At 58.9% G+C, this 15,206-nt stretch carries 12 protein-coding genes; 7 read left to right on the top strand and 5 right to left on the bottom strand.

Features of this window, described 5'->3' with window-relative positions; genetic code table 11:
* Positions 1-22: 22 nt before the first annotated feature.
* From BRAD3257_RS34145 to BRAD3257_RS34120, 6 genes are all read left to right on the top strand, one after another.
* Positions 23-811, top strand: coding sequence for a nitrogen fixation protein NifQ (locus tag BRAD3257_RS34145; protein WP_122405468.1), 789 nt, complete (start codon positions 23-25; stop codon positions 809-811).
* A gap of 296 nt (positions 812-1,107) precedes the next feature.
* On the top strand, positions 1,108-2,298 hold the full coding sequence (nifV, locus tag BRAD3257_RS34140; RefSeq protein WP_430648806.1) for a homocitrate synthase: 1,191 nt from the start codon (positions 1,108-1,110) through the stop codon (positions 2,296-2,298).
* 319 nt (positions 2,299-2,617) lie between these two features.
* Positions 2,618-2,959 carry a nitrogenase stabilizing/protective protein NifW gene (nifW, locus tag BRAD3257_RS34135; protein ID WP_122405467.1) on the top strand — a complete coding sequence of 114 codons (342 nt, stop codon included), beginning with the start codon at positions 2,618-2,620 and terminating at the stop codon, positions 2,957-2,959.
* A gap of 990 nt (positions 2,960-3,949) precedes the next feature.
* Positions 3,950-5,059 carry an electron transfer flavoprotein subunit alpha/FixB family protein gene (locus BRAD3257_RS34130; RefSeq protein ID WP_122405466.1) on the top strand — a complete coding sequence of 370 codons (1,110 nt, stop codon included), beginning with the start codon at positions 3,950-3,952 and terminating at the stop codon, positions 5,057-5,059.
* Between the two features lie 11 nt (positions 5,060-5,070).
* Positions 5,071-6,378 (top strand): FAD-dependent oxidoreductase, encoded by a 1,308-nt coding sequence (locus BRAD3257_RS34125; RefSeq protein ID WP_122406908.1) that lies wholly within the window; start codon positions 5,071-5,073, stop codon positions 6,376-6,378.
* Positions 6,379-6,416: 38 nt separating this feature from the next.
* The gene (locus BRAD3257_RS34120) at positions 6,417-6,713 is read left to right on the top strand and encodes a ferredoxin family protein (protein WP_122405465.1); all 297 of its coding nucleotides are present in this window, start codon (positions 6,417-6,419) and stop codon (positions 6,711-6,713) included.
* A 196-nt stretch (positions 6,714-6,909) separates the two neighbouring features.
* Here the strand turns inward: BRAD3257_RS34120 and ahpD are convergent, their stop codons facing one another.
* On the bottom strand, positions 6,910-7,458 hold the full coding sequence (gene ahpD / locus BRAD3257_RS34115; RefSeq protein WP_122405464.1) for an alkylhydroperoxidase, AhpD family: 549 nt from the start codon (positions 7,456-7,458) through the stop codon (positions 6,910-6,912).
* 6 nt (positions 7,459-7,464) lie between these two features.
* A complete protein-coding gene (locus tag BRAD3257_RS34110; RefSeq protein ID WP_122405463.1) occupies positions 7,465-8,019 on the bottom strand; it encodes a peroxiredoxin in 555 nt (184 codons plus the stop codon).
* A gap of 1,120 nt (positions 8,020-9,139) precedes the next feature.
* Between BRAD3257_RS34110 and BRAD3257_RS34105 the strand changes: the two genes are divergently transcribed.
* Positions 9,140-12,208 (top strand): Ulp1 family isopeptidase, encoded by a 3,069-nt coding sequence (locus BRAD3257_RS34105; RefSeq protein ID WP_244607819.1) that lies wholly within the window; start codon positions 9,140-9,142, stop codon positions 12,206-12,208.
* Between the two features lie 105 nt (positions 12,209-12,313).
* Here BRAD3257_RS34105 and BRAD3257_RS34100 read toward each other — a convergent pair whose 3' ends face one another.
* From BRAD3257_RS34100 to BRAD3257_RS39535, 3 genes are read right to left on the bottom strand one after another with little or no spacing between them, the layout of a single operon-like run.
* The gene (locus tag BRAD3257_RS34100) at positions 12,314-13,072 is read right to left on the bottom strand and encodes a DUF2478 domain-containing protein (RefSeq protein WP_347338414.1); all 759 of its coding nucleotides are present in this window, start codon (positions 13,070-13,072) and stop codon (positions 12,314-12,316) included.
* Positions 13,045-14,190, bottom strand: a complete 1,146-nt coding sequence (modC, locus tag BRAD3257_RS34095; RefSeq protein WP_122405460.1) for a molybdenum ABC transporter ATP-binding protein — start codon at positions 14,188-14,190, stop codon at positions 13,045-13,047. The genes BRAD3257_RS34100 and modC overlap by 28 nt, the downstream gene beginning before the upstream one ends.
* Positions 14,191-14,203: 13 nt before the next feature.
* Positions 14,204-14,692 carry a hypothetical protein gene (locus BRAD3257_RS39535; RefSeq protein WP_145987091.1) on the bottom strand — a complete coding sequence of 163 codons (489 nt, stop codon included), beginning with the start codon at positions 14,690-14,692 and terminating at the stop codon, positions 14,204-14,206.
* Positions 14,693-15,206 lie beyond the last annotated feature (514 nt).

Below are 15,206 nucleotides of genomic sequence, written 5' to 3'. Positions count from 1 at the left end.
ACTGTGGAAACCCAAAAAAATCATGTCCGAAGCGCACTTCCTCCCGTTGATGGCTGCTTGCGCCATTGATGCGAGCAGCCAGGTGCATAGGGGAATTGCAACCTACCGCCTGCTCACCGGTGTGCCTCCTGCAGACGCCGACATTGCCCTTGAGAGCAATCTCGATCGCCATGTCCTGGCGTCGATCCTGGCGGCTGCCACAATGGATGGTGGCTTCCTTCCCGAAAAGGCTGGCCTGTCCGGCCTTGAACTGGCGGCCTTGCTGGAGCAGTACTTTCCTGCGCTTGAGATTAAGCTCGCGGAGCAGCTCTCGGCTTTCAAGTGCGAAGAGGACGACGAGATCGCAATGCTGCGCGATCTCTTGCTCAATCAACGCTCGACGGAAGGAAATATCGGGCGCTGGCTGGCTGCGATGATCGCGCGCCGTGCCATTGAACCAGACCACCTGTGGGAAGCTCTCGGCTTGCGCAATCGTGGCGAACTATCTCGTCTGCTGAGCCGCCATTTCGCGCCGCTCGCCGCGCGCAATGTCAACAATATGCGCTGGAAGCGCTTCTTCTACCGCATGCTTTGCGAAAATGAAGGCCTTGTGATGTGCACGACACCCGTGTGCAATCAATGTCAGGACTTCAATCTCTGCTTCGGCGAAGAAAGCGGTGAGAGCCGGATGGCCGAGCGCCGGCGCGACTTTCTGTTGCAGGCCGCTCGGCCGTTCGTTGCCGGCGACTGGCCATCCGAACTGCCACAAGGCTCCGCTATCGCTCCGTCATCCGAGAGAGACTCGCCGGAGGTAAGCCGCGTGCGAGAGTGAGGACGCGGTTGATGCGGTTTCGATGCGAGCGAGTGACCATGTATGCAAGGCGGCGGCGGGCCCCAAGCACTCCGCGACAATTCTCACATCCTGGCGCGCGACAATTGCATTAACGTTTGAATTCGGCGCAGCAACAGGCAAGCCATCCGCTTCACGAGCCTGTCGCATTTGCAACAATCTGTATGCTGAAGAAAGTCGAGGACGGAAGCGGTAGATTTCCCAACGGGTTGCCTGGGACGGCGGGCTGGCATGCTGGTTGCTGAAGCGTCGTAGGTCAAACTATGAGGAGCTCTCGCGTGATTGCCGCCAGCACCGCCGCCAAAACGTCTTGGTCCGACCAAGTGCGCGCCAAGCCCACCGTGCTCAACGACACGACATTGCGCGACGGCGAGCAGGCACCTGGCGTTGCGTTCACCACAGAGGAAAAGCTGGCAATCGCGCAGGCGCTGGCGCGGGCCGGGGTCACGGAGATCGAGGCTGGAACGCCGGCAATGGGAAACGACGAGATCGAGGCCATTCGCGCCATTGTCGAAGCAGATCTTCCGCTGACCACCATAGGCTGGTGCCGAATGCGCGAGTCCGATGTCGACGCGGCGATTGAAGCAAAGGTATCCATGATCAATTTGTCGATCCCGACCTCCGATGTCCAGATCGCGGCCAAGCTAGGTTGTCCTCGCGACCAGGCGCTGGAGCGGGTGAAGCGAGTGGTAGGATGTGCCTGTGAGCGCGGCCTTGAGGTCGCCGTCGGTGGTGAGGATGCCTCCCGCGCCGACATCGATTTTCTGATCAGGCTGATGGCAATTGCAAAAGCCGCGGGCGCGCGTCGCTTTCGTATTGCGGATACGCTAAGCGTGCTCGATCCTGACGCAACCTACGCGCTGGTCAGGAATTTGCGTGCGTCCACCGATCTCGAACTCGAATTTCACGGTCACGATGATCTCGGGCTCGCAACCGCCAACACGCTCTCCGCCATCAAGGCTGGCGCGAGCCACGCCTCAGTGACCGTCATGGGGCTGGGCGAGCGGGCCGGAAATGCACCGCTCGAGGAAATCGCGGTCGCACTCAAGCAGCTCTACGGGGGGGAGACCGGCATCATACTGCCGGAGCTCGAACACGTTGCCGCGGTGGTAGCAGCCGCGGCCGCACGTGCTATTCCTACGAACAAAGCGATTGTCGGAGAGCATGTATTTACGCACGAATCAGGCATTCATGTCGCTGCCCTTTTGAAGGATCAACGCACCTATCAATCGCTCGATCCCGCTTTGCTTGGTCGCTGCAACCGTTTTGTGATCGGCAAGCATTCCGGAGTTGCGGCGATCAGCGCGTTACTCGATGAACTGCAGCTCGACGCCAGCGCGGATCAAGTCAGACAGATCCTGTTGCAAGTCCGCAAATATGCTATCGAGCACAAGCTGCCGGTCGAGCGTGAAACCATCGCGGCGATCTGGCACGACGTGTGCGGATGCCTGGCATCGCGCCCCGCGTGAAAAGCCGTGTCCAGCGTTTGCGTCGACCATTCGCAACCGGCTGCGCCGCAAGGATGGTGTCCGATGTCGCTGATGGGCGAACGGCGTCCAACTGGCGAGCGTCAGCTCCGATCGCGGTTTGGCCATTAATCTCGGAACTTCATCGGGACTGACTATGTCATCGACGGACCTGCCGATCTGGGCCGGGAAGTTGAGGGCATGGCTTTCCGCAGTCACGCTATGGCGATGCGCACCAGCTGTGCAAGGCACGACGGCAGCACTCAACAGGCGCCAGGCCATCTCATTGGCCGTCCAGAGCTAATCCGAAGGAGAATTTTTGATGATAAACTCATCCCCCGCAGCCGGTATCCTGGATCGGCTCAGCAAGGCCTCATCGGCAGAGGATTTCTTTTCGCTGCTTGGCGTCGATTACGACCCTAAAATCGTGAACGTCGCGCGCCTTCACATCTTAAAACGCATGGGACAGTATTTTGCCAAAGAACAATTTACTGGTGCCGCAGAGCCGGAAATCAGAGCTCGGTGCAAGGCGATGCTCGAGCAGGCCTATGCCGATTTCGTGGCATCGACACCGATCGACCAGCGAGTGTTCAAGGTTTTGAAGGATGCCGTCGCAGACCCTAACAAGCCCGCGGCCTTCGTCCCGTTGAGCGAGCTGAAGTGATCTCGCGCTCCACTGCAAGCAAGGTTTGTCCGTCGGGGCGCCGTGGCAGCCCGATGTGGGGCTTTCGTTTCATCTGGGTCAACTCTCTGCGGCCGTGACCCGAGCGGTGCCTGTCGTATTCCCGACCCATGTGTGGACCGGTCGTGTCTACGGTACAGCGGCCATTTCAAGTGTCTGCCAAACCGGTACGTTTGACCGACCTTCAGTGGTTTTTGCAACTGGTACGACACTTGCTGTTGTGCTGCCAATCCGATCATCGATGCCGACAGATGGTAGTCGTCCGAGATGAGATTGAAGAAAGACCAAATGATGCTGCTTTTAGTGCCTGCCGAGCGCTTCACCATCATCTCGTGGCCTACGATCGCTTGGTCGGTTCGAAACGGTGTTTGATGCGACCGAAGCTGTGTGTCGACGGTGAGATGGTGGTCAATGGATAAGTTGCCTCTTCGCGCTACACCTGCAGAGGGTGTGCACAGCATCGTGCGCATCAAATCGATCCCTGATTCCGCTCAGATTCGTATCCATTCTATGGCGGATAGCAACATGCGTCAGGGAGAGGGCCAGCGTCGGCCAATGGGGGTCTTCGATGCTGGAGGCTCGCCATGGATTGGGTGACAGGTGCGTGGCCGGGATTGCCCTCGTTGTCACCGTCAATGCGGAGCCGCTGGGCCGAAAGTGAGGCGCAGGTATTGCGCAGCGAACGGACTTACCAACTCAGGCATGGAAGCGACCGGTCAGAGCCCGCGGCGCCCTGGCCGCTGCGGTGGCGCTTGTCGAACCTGGCGCGCAAGCGCCCAGTTTGGAGGACCTCTCCAAATCCGGCCGGACCGGTACGTCTGTCGCGACGGCGCCTCTTGTTGTGCGGCCGATCGGACCAAGCAGACGGGGCAGAGCAGCCGGCCCCTTGCTGACCAAAAGTGATCCTCAGTCACGAAGCTTAAAAGTAAACCTGTGGCGCTGGCGCGCCTATCTTTGAGGGGAATTTAGAGTATGAGCAATGCCACCAGAACGGCCATGCCTGCGGGGACCGGCCGCGCAGCATCCAAAAAAGAACTGCCGGAGCACTTTAAGGCGTACAAGCACGTCTGGGTCTTTGTCGAGTTGGAGCGCGGCCAGGTGCATCCGGTTTCCTGGGAGCTCATGGGAGCGGGGCGCAAGCTTGCTGACAGGCTAAAGGTAAATCTTGCCGCTGTCGTTATCGGTCCAGAGGGGCAGCACACACGTAACGCCGCGCTTGACGCCTTTTGCTATGGCGCCGATCTGGCTTATATCGTGAGCGACAATGTTTTGTCGGATTACCGCAACGAATCCTATACCAAGGCGCTAACCGAACTCGTCAACACCTACAAGCCCGAGATCCTGCTGTTGGGGGCGACCACGCTCGGTCGTGATCTCGCAGGTTCCGTGGCGACGACTCTGTCGACGGGACTCACTGCCGACTGCACGGCGCTGGACGTCGACGCCGATGGTTCGCTCGCGGCCACGCGTCCGACCTTTGGCGGCTCGCTGCTCTGCACGATCTATACCTTGAACTATCGTCCCCAGATGGCAACCGTCCGCCCGCGAGTCATGCCGATGCCTGAGCGCGTCGTACGCGATGCCGCTCGTATCATCGTCCATCCGCTCGGACTTCTCGAAGATGATATTGTCACAAAAGTATTGTCGTTCCTACCCGACCGCGATGCAGAAACCTCCAATCTGGCCTATGCCGATGTCGTGGTTGCGGGCGGCCTGGGACTGGGATCGCCTGAGAACTTTCAGCTGGTGCGCGAGCTCGCAACTCTGCTTGGCGCTGAATATGGCTGCTCGCGTCCTCTGGTACAAAAAGGGTGGGTTACGTCTGACCGGCAAATCGGCCAGACGGGCAAAACCATCCGGCCAAAGCTCTATATCGCCGCCGGCATTTCCGGCGCGATCCAGCACCGGGTTGGCGTGGAGGGCGCTGATCTGATCGTCGCCGTCAACACTGATAAGAACGCTCCGATCTTCGACTTCGCCCATCTCGCGATCGTCAGTGACGCCATCCAATTGCTACCGGCGCTGACCTCCGCATTTCGCGCCCGGCTTTTGCCGAATTCGCGGGCCCGGATCGCGGTCTAGAGGAGATGAAGATGATTGAAGAGAGATTCGATGCGATCGTGGTCGGAGCGGGTATGGCCGGCAACGCGGCGGCATTGACTATGGCCAAACGCGGCATGAAGGTGCTGCAGCTCGAGCGGGGCGAATATCCAGGATCGAAGAATGTGCAGGGCGCCATCCTTTATGCCGACATGATGGAAAAGCTGATCCCCGAGTTTCGAGAGGAGGCGCCGCTCGAGCGTCATCTGATTGAGCAGCGGTTCTGGATCATGGACGATCGCTCCCATGTCGGCATGCATTACCGTTCAGACGACTTCAATGAGGAACGGCCGAATCGATACACGATTATACGCGCCCAGTTTGACAAATGGTTCTCTTCCAAGGTGCGGGAGGCCGGCGCGACCGTGCTGTGCGAGACGACCGTCACTGACCTCGTACGGGACGAGCGTGAAAGGATCGTCGGCGTTCGTACAGATCGCCGCGACGGCGAAATACATGCCGATGTCGTCGTGCTGGCCGAGGGGGTCAATGGCCTGCTCGGGACGCGCGCGGGCCTGCGCGCGCGGCCGACACCCGATAACGTTGCGCTCGCGGTGAAGGAGATGCACTTCTTGCCTCGCGAGACTATCGAAGCGCGCTTCAATCTCAAGGGCGATGAAGGCGTCGTGATCGAGGCGGCCGGTACCATTTCCCGCGGCATGACGGGTATGGGTTTCATCTATGCCAACAAAGAGTGCATTTCGCTCGGCATCGGTTGTCTCGTCGCCGACTTCCAGCGCACGGGCCAGACACCCTACGGCCTGCTCGATCAATTCAAGAGCCATCCCTCTGTGGCGCCCCTGATAGCAGGGTCCGAAGTCAAGGAGTATTCGGCTCATCTCATTCCTGAAGGCGGGTACAAGTCGATCCCGCAGCTTTATGGGGAAGGCTGGGTGGTGGTGGGCGATGCGGCCCAACTTAACAATGCCATTCATCGTGAGGGCTCCAATCTCGCGATGACTTCCGGGCGCATCGCCGCAGAAGCAATAGGTCTGGTGAAGTCGCGCGGCGAGCCGATGACTGCAACAAATCTGTCGATCTACAAGAAGATGCTAGACGACTCCTTCGTCATCAAAGATCTAAAGAAGTACAAGGATTTGCCGCCCCTAATGCATACACAGTCACAAAACTTTTTTCTCACCTATCCGCAGCTCATCTCCAAGGCGATGCAAAACTTTGTGCGCGTCGATGGTACGCCCAAGGCTGAGAAGGAGAAGGCGACCCTGAAATCCTTTGTCAAGGCGCGGTCATGGACAGGTCTGTTTGGCGATGCTTGTCGTTTTGCTCGGGCCTGGCGTTGACCGCGACAGTATGAAGCTCAACAATGGAAGATCAATGCATGAATGCCGAACCCCCAGTGCGCGTCGAGGACAAGCTGTATTACAACCGCTATCTTGTCGATATCGGTAACCCTCACGTCAAGGTCCGTGCGCACACCACGCCATCGCCGCAGCTACTTGCACTCCTGAAAGCCTGCCCCGCGCGATGCTATGAGCTCAACGACGACGGCCAGGTCGAGATAACAGTTGACGGCTGCATCGAGTGCGGCACCTGCCGCGTGATCGCCGAGCCCACCGGCGACATCCAATGGACCCATCCGCGCGGTGGATATGGAGTGCTGTTCAAGTTTGGATGATGGTGGAATTAAGGGCGGTGGTGCGGCCGGCGTTAGGCGATAGGGTCTCACCGCATCTGTGGCGCCTCCCTTGCACGGCTCCTGGAACTCGAGCAAGCCACTCTTTCGTGGGGACGCTGCGCAAGACATGAATTGCAGAGTGGTTGTGGCGTCACTGAATGGCGCCACAACCAGCGATTGGATGCTAGAGGAAGGATCAACCCCTCGCCTGAGAGGGGTTGGGCCCAGCGGCCTCGATTGCGATCGCCACTGACTGCATGATCGCGGCAAAGCGCACGGCAGTCTGGATCGCTTCGGAATTGACGCCCGCGGCTCTCAGTGTCTTCTCATGGGCATCGAGGCAGGCACCGCAGCCGTTTATGGCGGAGACGGCAAGCGACCACAGCTCAAAGTCGGACTTGTCCACGCCGGGATTGCCGATGACGTTCATACGCAGCCGTGGCGGCATCGTCTTGTATTCCGGGTTGGAAACGAGATGGGCGAAGCGGTAGTAGACGTTGTTCATTGCCATCAGGGAGGCTGCGGATTTCGCTGCGGCAATCGCCGCGGATGTCATCACAGCGGACGCAGCCGATTCCATCGTGGCAATCAGGGCTGCATTGCGGGTGGCAATCGCGCTCGCCAGCAGCAGCCCGTATTTTCGCTGCGGCGGAAGCGTCTCATCGGCCACCAAGGAGGTCAAATTAAGCCTGACATCCTTCGCGAACTCGGGAATCCTGTCGCTTAGTTGTTCGATCGAAGACATGCTGCCTCAAGCAACCTTCAAGGTTTCGCCGCCGATCTCGCGGTTGCAGGGACAGAGCTCATCGGTTTGCAGCGCGTCCAGAACGCGGAGCGTGTCCTTAGGACTGCGCCCGACACTGAGATTGGTCGCATAGACGTGCTGGATCGTATTTTGGGGGTCAACAATAAAGGTGTAACGATAGGCAACCCCTTCGGGTGAACGCACGCCAAGACCATCGACGAGCGTTCCCTTTGTGTCGGCAAACTGCCAGATTGGCAGTTTGTGCAGGTCGACATGTGAACGCCGCCAAGCGAGCTTGCAGAACTCATTGTCAGTCGAACCACCCAGTACAACCGCATCGCGGTCGGCGAATTCCTTGGAAAGCCGGGCAAACTCAGCGATCTCTGTCGGGCAGACGAAGGTAAAATCCTTGGGATAGAAGAAGATGATCTTCCATTTTCCTGGAAAGCTCGCTTCGGTCAACGTTTCGAATGCACTCTGTCCTCCTTCTTCCTGCGCTTGAAAACCGGGCTTCACGCCTGTGATTTCGAACGGCGGCAACTGACTTCCAACTCCGAGCATGCTGTCCTCACAAATTTGCTCTCTGTACATGGTGGCTTCACTGTTGAAGCAAGCTATGTGCCATCCGTTCTCAGGAGTGGAGTCCAGCGGCCTTTGATACAGGCGTGCCCGCGCGCTGGGAGCATCGATCAGAGAAAAATCTGTAGCCAAGCGCTTCCTTGCAAGGCTCATGAAAACAGCCTTGCTTCGCGCGACCGGCTGAGATGTTCCCTGCAAGGGTCTGGTCGAAGCCCATTCTGCGTCCCTCAGAGCAAACTGCCTCATCGCGCCATCAATGTGATGAATGACTTTCGACCTGCCGAGATTTAATGGAAATACTGAACCTGACGAAGCGCGAGGTTCGCAGCATCTGGAGCAAACAAGAGCGGCTGTAACGCCGCGACAACATTTGGCTTGTAAGTCCAGATGCTCGCCGTTGCTGAGCAAGGCGCGAGTAATCATAGGCTACGGCGCTTCGCTCATTGAGGCGCTGAAGCGGTCGGCAGGCTCGAGGATTTTCCGGATCCTGAAATGTTTGAGAGCCAACCAGGCTCCTCGTCGGTGCCGATTGGGGCTTGAACTCTACGTAGCGTCAGGTTGTACAGTCTGGATCATACATGCGGCGATCACTCTGAAGCCTCATCATCACGAGGAGAGAGCTCACTGTCTGAAGATCTTAGGTGTCGGGTAGGTAACTATGCAGGCATGGCCCGGTTTGTTGCGGATGTGAGGGCATTGGCGTGAAGAATTGAGTGAGAGCAAAAAGCTCAGTCGCAAGCATCAAATTCCGGCAGATCTTCCACCGCAATGGATCAGCTCAATTTCGACCCGCCGCAGGCGACCTCGCCCGGGAGTAGTACGCGAGGTCGTTGCTCTTCGTATGAGGCAAGTTGGCCTTCGTCTCTCTCGGACCGTTTTCAGTTATTAGCGAGGCCAATCAGGAGCGGGCGCTCTGCAGCAGCACGCAATGCTGGGCAGGTGTGAGTAATGCGCGAGTTCGGAGAGGCGTGCGCTGGGGGTCTCTTTTGTTCAGGCATCGGTCTCGTCGGCCGGCTTCTTTAAGCTGGAGTATCTGTGGTCGGTGCACCGGAGCGTGACTCCGGGGCGACTATGAAGAGTTATGTCATCTAAGGAGAGTGGTATGGAGCCGGGATATAACGATCCGAACTATTGGATGCGCTGGTACGCCGAGCAACAAGAGCTGCAGCGTGCGCGGCAAGAGGCCGATGCTGAGCCTCCAGATCAAGCTGGCTTCGAGCAGCAGTTGGGTGAGCTGCAACTCCGCTCCGCTGAGGAGAGTTCGTCCGAGCCGAGTTCGCCCGAGGCTCCAGCTCTCCGGTCGCACGAAAATATCGACCGTCCGGATATCGGTGGTTCGATGCGGATGCCGCCCAGGTCCAACCTGCGGGACAGTTCCTTCAGCAGCACGCGTTACAGCGTCGATGTTCCGCACGCTCATCTTGGCTCGGCCGCAAGCGATTACCAATCTGACTTGCGGGACAGGCCATTCAGCAGCATGCGCTACACAGCGTCGTCGGAACTACAACCGGAGGCGCGGACCAAGGAGAGCAAGTCCCGTGGACTGTTCTCGCGGGTCAAATCAGGGCTCGGCAAGGTGTTTGGAGGAAGTCGCCGGGAGAAGTCGTCCGGCGGCTCGTCCTCCGACGCCGTCTATTCAGAGCTCCGCATGGATTTCGCAAAGCGCAGTCGACCGTCCGAGGAGGACCTGGAGCTGATTGAAGAGTTCAAGACGGCATTGGGTAGCGCGAACCGGAAGACCAAGACCATCGAGAACTACGTGACCGCTCTTCGAATGTTCAGCGAGTTCCTCCGACCCAAAGGGATCACGCTGAAGGACTTGCTTGGCAGTGCTGATCGGCTAGCCGCCTATAAAGATGAGTTTATGAAGGTGGCGAGCGCCAATAGCAGGAACTATGTGGGTGGAGCATTGGAGACACTCCGAAATTTCCAGGCTGGAGATCCCATTCCGGCCCCAGCTTTTGTGACCACGCGAGAGCAACCGATGCATCCCCAGGACGAGCGGATGATCCGCCAGTTCGTGGAAAACGTCAAAGACTACAGAATTACTCCCGATGGTACCAGAGGCCGCGGGACTGGAAAGGTCCCGGCTGCTACGCTCAAGTCCAATGTGCAGGCGCTCAACACGTTCGCTCGTTGGCTCCGAGCCCAGAATAAGGGGCCATTGGCTCTTCGGGCGTTCAATGAACCAAGGTCGCTAGCCGCCGACATCGACGAATACGTCGAAGCTGGTGGTGATGATCGTGACCGCCTTAGCGCGGCACTGTCTCACCTGCGCAGGATCGGGGCTGACGGGCTCCAAGCTGTCGGTGCCGGGGCCCGCCTGATGGGGCGCGAAACATTGTCGGCTCATCCGGAGGACATCTCCACGATCGATGACTTCTTGACCGACGCTCTGTCCAAGCTTGGATCTGACGCGACCAAAAAAGAGAAAGCCGCCGTTTCGACGATGGTTTCCCGGCTACGCTCCTTTAGTGATTGGCTTCAAAGGGAGGGCAGGCCGAGCATCATGGACCGAATCGGCGGCAATCCTGCGCAGCAATCGTCATTGAACGCAGATTATGCGGCGTTCAGTAAGGCCACAAAGCGGACGGCCCCACTCGATCCATTTAGAGAGTACCTAGGTCTCGAGCCCCAACAAGGATTTCGCCCTTACGAGGACGACGCCCGCCTCATTGAGGGCCTCGCCAACGAAGAGCTGAGCAAGCTCGACCCGGGTTCCCAGCACAGGAGAAAAACCATTCAAGGTACGGCCTCGGCGCAACGCAAGTTCAGTGACTGGCTCCGCACAGAGGGTAGGGAGAGCATCGCGAGCCGAATCAACGGCAACAATGAGCAGCAACGCTCGCTGGATGCCGACTACCGGGCTTACGCCGATGCCAAAGGGAAATCTGGCGTGACTCTCAAGAAGCTCAGGCAGTATGTGCAAGTCGTCGAGGCAAACAGAGCGCTGGGTGTACCCTCTCCTCAGCAAAGAGCAGGCTCGGACTCAACCTCCATCCCGACCTGGATGCGAGATTTGCCGACGCCGCCGTCCGAAAGTGAGTGGCCGCCGATAGTAGCCCGGTTTGGGCAGGCCGGCTTGCAGGAGCCGGCTGGGTCGAGCTCCACTTGGTCTCCACAACTGCCGACCTATTTCGACTTTCCAACGCCGAACGGTGAGCCAGCTCGGTCCTCAGACATCTATCGGGGTCTCGGTTCTTTGGTTGACCTGCCGTCCACACCGCAGGACATGCGTGACGATGCCCAGTCAGGGCCGGTGCAGAGCCCTGCCGGCAGACCTCCGTTCTTCATCGGGCCATCAGGCGTACCTCAAGAGCTGGAGGATATCGGATATCTCGTCGGCGAGGATTGGCAGCATGGCTCACAGCCGGTGCCGGATTTCCTGCTCGATGTACTGGACAATAAAATGCTGTTACCAAGTTCGCGAATGGCTCCCCAGCCGGTCTCCATCAACGGGGAGACCTACTCCATCACGTTGGGTCCGCGAGGACGCCGCGACGCTCAGCTGATTCATCATGGTGGCCCATCCTCGGCTCCTAAGGCCAGGGTCGGCGGTTCGGCTGCGAGTGCCCCTGCCGGCGACCGCAGCGGGCGGGTGCTCGGAGCCAGGGACTGGCTGGGCGACGAGCATATCCAGCGGGACTACGAACTCCTGGCCCAGGAGTTGTGGGCGAGCAATCCAAATCTTGCCGCCCGGACCCGGTTTGCAGATCCTCTCACCGCCTTTCGGGTGGGCCAGGGTACCAACGCCGCCGCGCTATCCGCATTCCATCAGATTGTCGATGATCCCAATGGTAACGACACAGCCGACTTTCTGTTCTTACCGGTGAATGACGCCAGCACCATGGACCTCGATGACCGCGGGTCGCATTGGTCGTTGCTGCTGGTGGACCGCCGCGATCGCAACAATCCGGTCGCCTACCACTACGACTCCGCCCGGGGACGCAATGACAGACCCGCAGCAATGCTCGCAGCGCGAGTGGGAGCCGGAGACAACCTGCAAAACGCCCCCATACGCCAGCAGAGGAACGGCTACGATTGCGGGGTCTTTGTGCTCGACGGTACGCGGGCGCTGGCCAGGCGCTTAGCGGGAAGACGTCAGCCAGACCTGAACCTAAGCAATCTCGTCGTCGACCGGCAGGCACTGCAGAACCGACTGAGGGGTTGATATCGGCCGAACGGGCAGCTGGTTGAACTCTCGCCATAGAAGGTCCGCAATCGGCACGTTCGCAAGGCATCGCGGTGGCGCAGAGCGTGGGAGCGGACGCAAGAGCTAAGGCTGTTTTCGGAGGCGGCGAAAGAGCCTGATGGGCGATTTCGGAGACGGCGTGGACGACAGTGTCACTGTCGTCATCAAGCGATCCAGTATCATCGTCCCCAAGTGACCGCAGCCGGGGCTGAACGCCCCGCTGCGCGCCAGGCGCGTTGAGATCTCGCGCCACCACTGCTCCAAGGATTGACGATCACAAGGCAGCAGCGTGCCAACGCCCGCGGTGAAGGTTCGCCAGTCGGCAAGGCATTTTTTCGGAACGGCTGTCAGGACTGGTACGCCTCGGGTGATCGCGTCAACGAATTCGGTGCGCAGACCCCGGCCAGCGGCTTCCTGTTTCGCGAATTTGTTGATGACAAGAAGATCGATCTTGTTGCGAAGTGCCCGGGAAACGACAGCTGCGGCCTCGGCAAGCCCATTTGCATCGAGATTACAGGACATAGCTCCGCTGCCAAGTGGTTGGGAAATCGAGATCTCTTGTCCTGTGGTAACGTCGATTGCGAGCATGACATGCGTGCCATTTGCGCACCTCGCGTGTCGCTGCACGATGCCGCCGATGCGTACGCCTTGCTGCGCGATATCCTGAGCGAAATCGGCGAGTAGCCTATCCACATCGTCTTTTGGGCGGTAGAGAATGGCCGCCACACTTTTCGAATCTATATCATCCAGATTAACAATCACGACCGGGTTCCTGTTGATGTGTTTCTCGTGTCGGGCATAGCTGTCGAACGCTCTCATGCGGATCGTGGCAGTGCTTTGCAAGCACTGCTCGGCAGCCCGAGCGGAACGGCGCGCGCGACCTCCGCAAAGACGTCCGCTCCATTGCTGAGCCGCAGCGCATCAAAGGAGCGGCGCGTGATGCGCGCCAAAAGCGGCACGCCAGAACGGCCAGTTTCAAGAGCCAGCACCAAGGTGACCTCCGCCTCTCCGAACGGCAGAGAGGCTTTGATGCGTGCCGGAAATACATTGAGGATCGAGCTTGCACGTCGTGGCTCGCACGCAATGTTGACGTCGCCGGCTGCGATGCGCAGACGCAGCTTCGCGCCCGGTCTAAGCGGCAATCCAGGTACCAGAAGGCGTGCTCCGTCGAGGCGGAGCATGATCAGCCCGTAGCGTCCGTCATAGCCGCCGACCAATGTATCAAGGCAGACTGCCGCTTCGCCGCGCCTGGCAAGCACCGGACCGCTCTGAACAACATTGAGCGGCCCGGCCGCAGTCACGAGGCCATCTTTCATCATGACAAGATGATCGGCAAAACGCTCGATATCAGCGATATCATGGGTGATGTAGATCATCGGCAATGAGAGCTTTTCCCGCATGCGCTCGAGAAATGGCAGGATCTCGCATTTGGCGGAGCGGTCGAGCACAATGAGTGGATCGTCTAGCAAAAGTAGCTGAGGCTGGCCCAACAGCGCGCTGCCAAGGGCAAGTCGCTGTCGTTCGGCCGCGGAAAGATGTGACGGCGAACGCTCGAGCAGCGGCGACAACTCGAGCAAGTCGACCACTCCATCAAAATCGATGAGTGTTGGTGTCGATTTTGACGCCTTGTATAGTAGGGTGCGCCGTACAGACCAATGAGAAAGAGGAATTGGTGGTCGGAATACATATGCGACGGGACGCAGATGAGGCGGTCGAAACGTCGTCTCGTCCTGCCAAATCTCTCCATCGACGGCACAAAATCCAGTCGGCACGTGCTGCACGCCAGCGATGCAGCGCGCGAGTGTGGTCTTGCCGCACCCGGGCGGACCAAAAATTGCTGTGACGCCCTTGGCTGGCAGGCTGAATTGCGCATCTAACGGAATGTTTGCGAGAGAGCCGTTGAACGCAACCTCAATATAGCCCGTTTTTCCTTCTCTCATGAACCTGCGCCTGCGCTGCATGTTCCTATCCGAGTCACGAGCACAATCGCTGCAATAGAGATGATGGCCATGCCTCAGATAATCCAGCCTGTGCCGCTCCAGCACGGCGTCTCTGCTCGCGTGAGGGCATAAGGTGCGGCGGAGGACTGCAGATCTGTGTTACGATCAGCGGCTTCTTGAGCATCTCCGCGCTGCGAAGATCGTGACGGTCGGACGCTGCCCAGTACGCTTGCCAATGAGAGGCAAAGCGCCTGTCCATTAGCGCGAGGTCTTCAGCCTGTTCGGCCCGCGCGGGCGCTTCTGCTGAATGTCCAAATTGCGCGGCTTGAGAGGTTTGGCGCTCAAAATGCCCGCTCAGGCCAGAGCTGAATACTGGCTCGGAGCCGGAAATCGGCATCAAGGATCCCACGGCTTTGCCAGCCGATTTGAAGTGTGCGCCGTGAGCCAGGGTCATGGCTTCTGCATTCCCGGGTGCGAGCAGCATCATAGCCAGATCGATCAAGATGAATCGGATAAACTTCACTGGAACTCCGGCTACGCCGCGACGGCTTCCTTTGCGGCGACTGGCTGATCCACCCAGCAATCCGCGTGCCGTTTCAAGGAATATCTGCGCGTCTTGCAGCAAGGGAGACTTTGTATCGGTCTCCACTCCGCGTCTTCAATCGCCGTATCTTATTGTAGGACTTGGGACGCTCGCGTCACCAAGCGCACATTCAGGAGCTACCAGATGGAGGCTGAGGATGATCCCGCCCCGTGGATTTGGGATGGTGCTTTGGCGAACATGCCGCCGTAAAACTGGTAACTGACGCATAAGTCCATTGGAAAAAGGGGCTGATGTGAGGTGATATGCGATGCTCGCGAGCTAGGCAGAGCGTCTTCCTCGCAGCACCGGTTGCGGGCCATTTCAGGGCGCTGCCCTTCGTTGCATCGCGACGCGGCCCAGGATTGAGCTGCCCAAGATGGATGATTTGATCGAACCCTCACGAACCCTTTCGTCGGCGAGGAACGGGTTGGGGCTCGAGACTTGCAATCGGAGC

The organism is Bradyrhizobium vignae (assembly GCF_900324035.1).
Taxonomy (GTDB): Bacteria; Pseudomonadota; Alphaproteobacteria; order Rhizobiales; family Xanthobacteraceae; genus Bradyrhizobium; species Bradyrhizobium vignae.
Note: the sequence above shows the minus strand (reverse complement) of the source record. Positions and strands in the feature narration are given on the sequence as shown.

Coding starts and splice junctions, on each gene's coding strand:
- BRAD3257_RS34145 (WP_122405468.1), top strand. CDS start 23: ATGTCCGAAGCGCACTTCCTCCCGTTGATGGCTGCTTGCGCCATTGAT.
- nifW (WP_122405467.1), top strand. CDS start 2,618: ATGATAAACTCATCCCCCGCAGCCGGTATCCTGGATCGGCTCAGCAAG.
- BRAD3257_RS34130 (WP_122405466.1), top strand. CDS start 3,950: ATGAGCAATGCCACCAGAACGGCCATGCCTGCGGGGACCGGCCGCGCA.
- BRAD3257_RS34125 (WP_122406908.1), top strand. CDS start 5,071: ATGATTGAAGAGAGATTCGATGCGATCGTGGTCGGAGCGGGTATGGCC.
- BRAD3257_RS34120 (WP_122405465.1), top strand. CDS start 6,417: ATGAATGCCGAACCCCCAGTGCGCGTCGAGGACAAGCTGTATTACAAC.
- ahpD (WP_122405464.1), bottom strand. CDS start 7,458: ATGTCTTCGATCGAACAACTAAGCGACAGGATTCCCGAGTTCGCGAAG.
- BRAD3257_RS34110 (WP_122405463.1), bottom strand. CDS start 8,019: ATGCTCGGAGTTGGAAGTCAGTTGCCGCCGTTCGAAATCACAGGCGTG.
- BRAD3257_RS34105 (WP_244607819.1), top strand. CDS start 9,140: ATGGAGCCGGGATATAACGATCCGAACTATTGGATGCGCTGGTACGCC.
- modC (WP_122405460.1), bottom strand. CDS start 14,190: ATGCAGCGCAGGCGCAGGTTCATGAGAGAAGGAAAAACGGGCTATATT.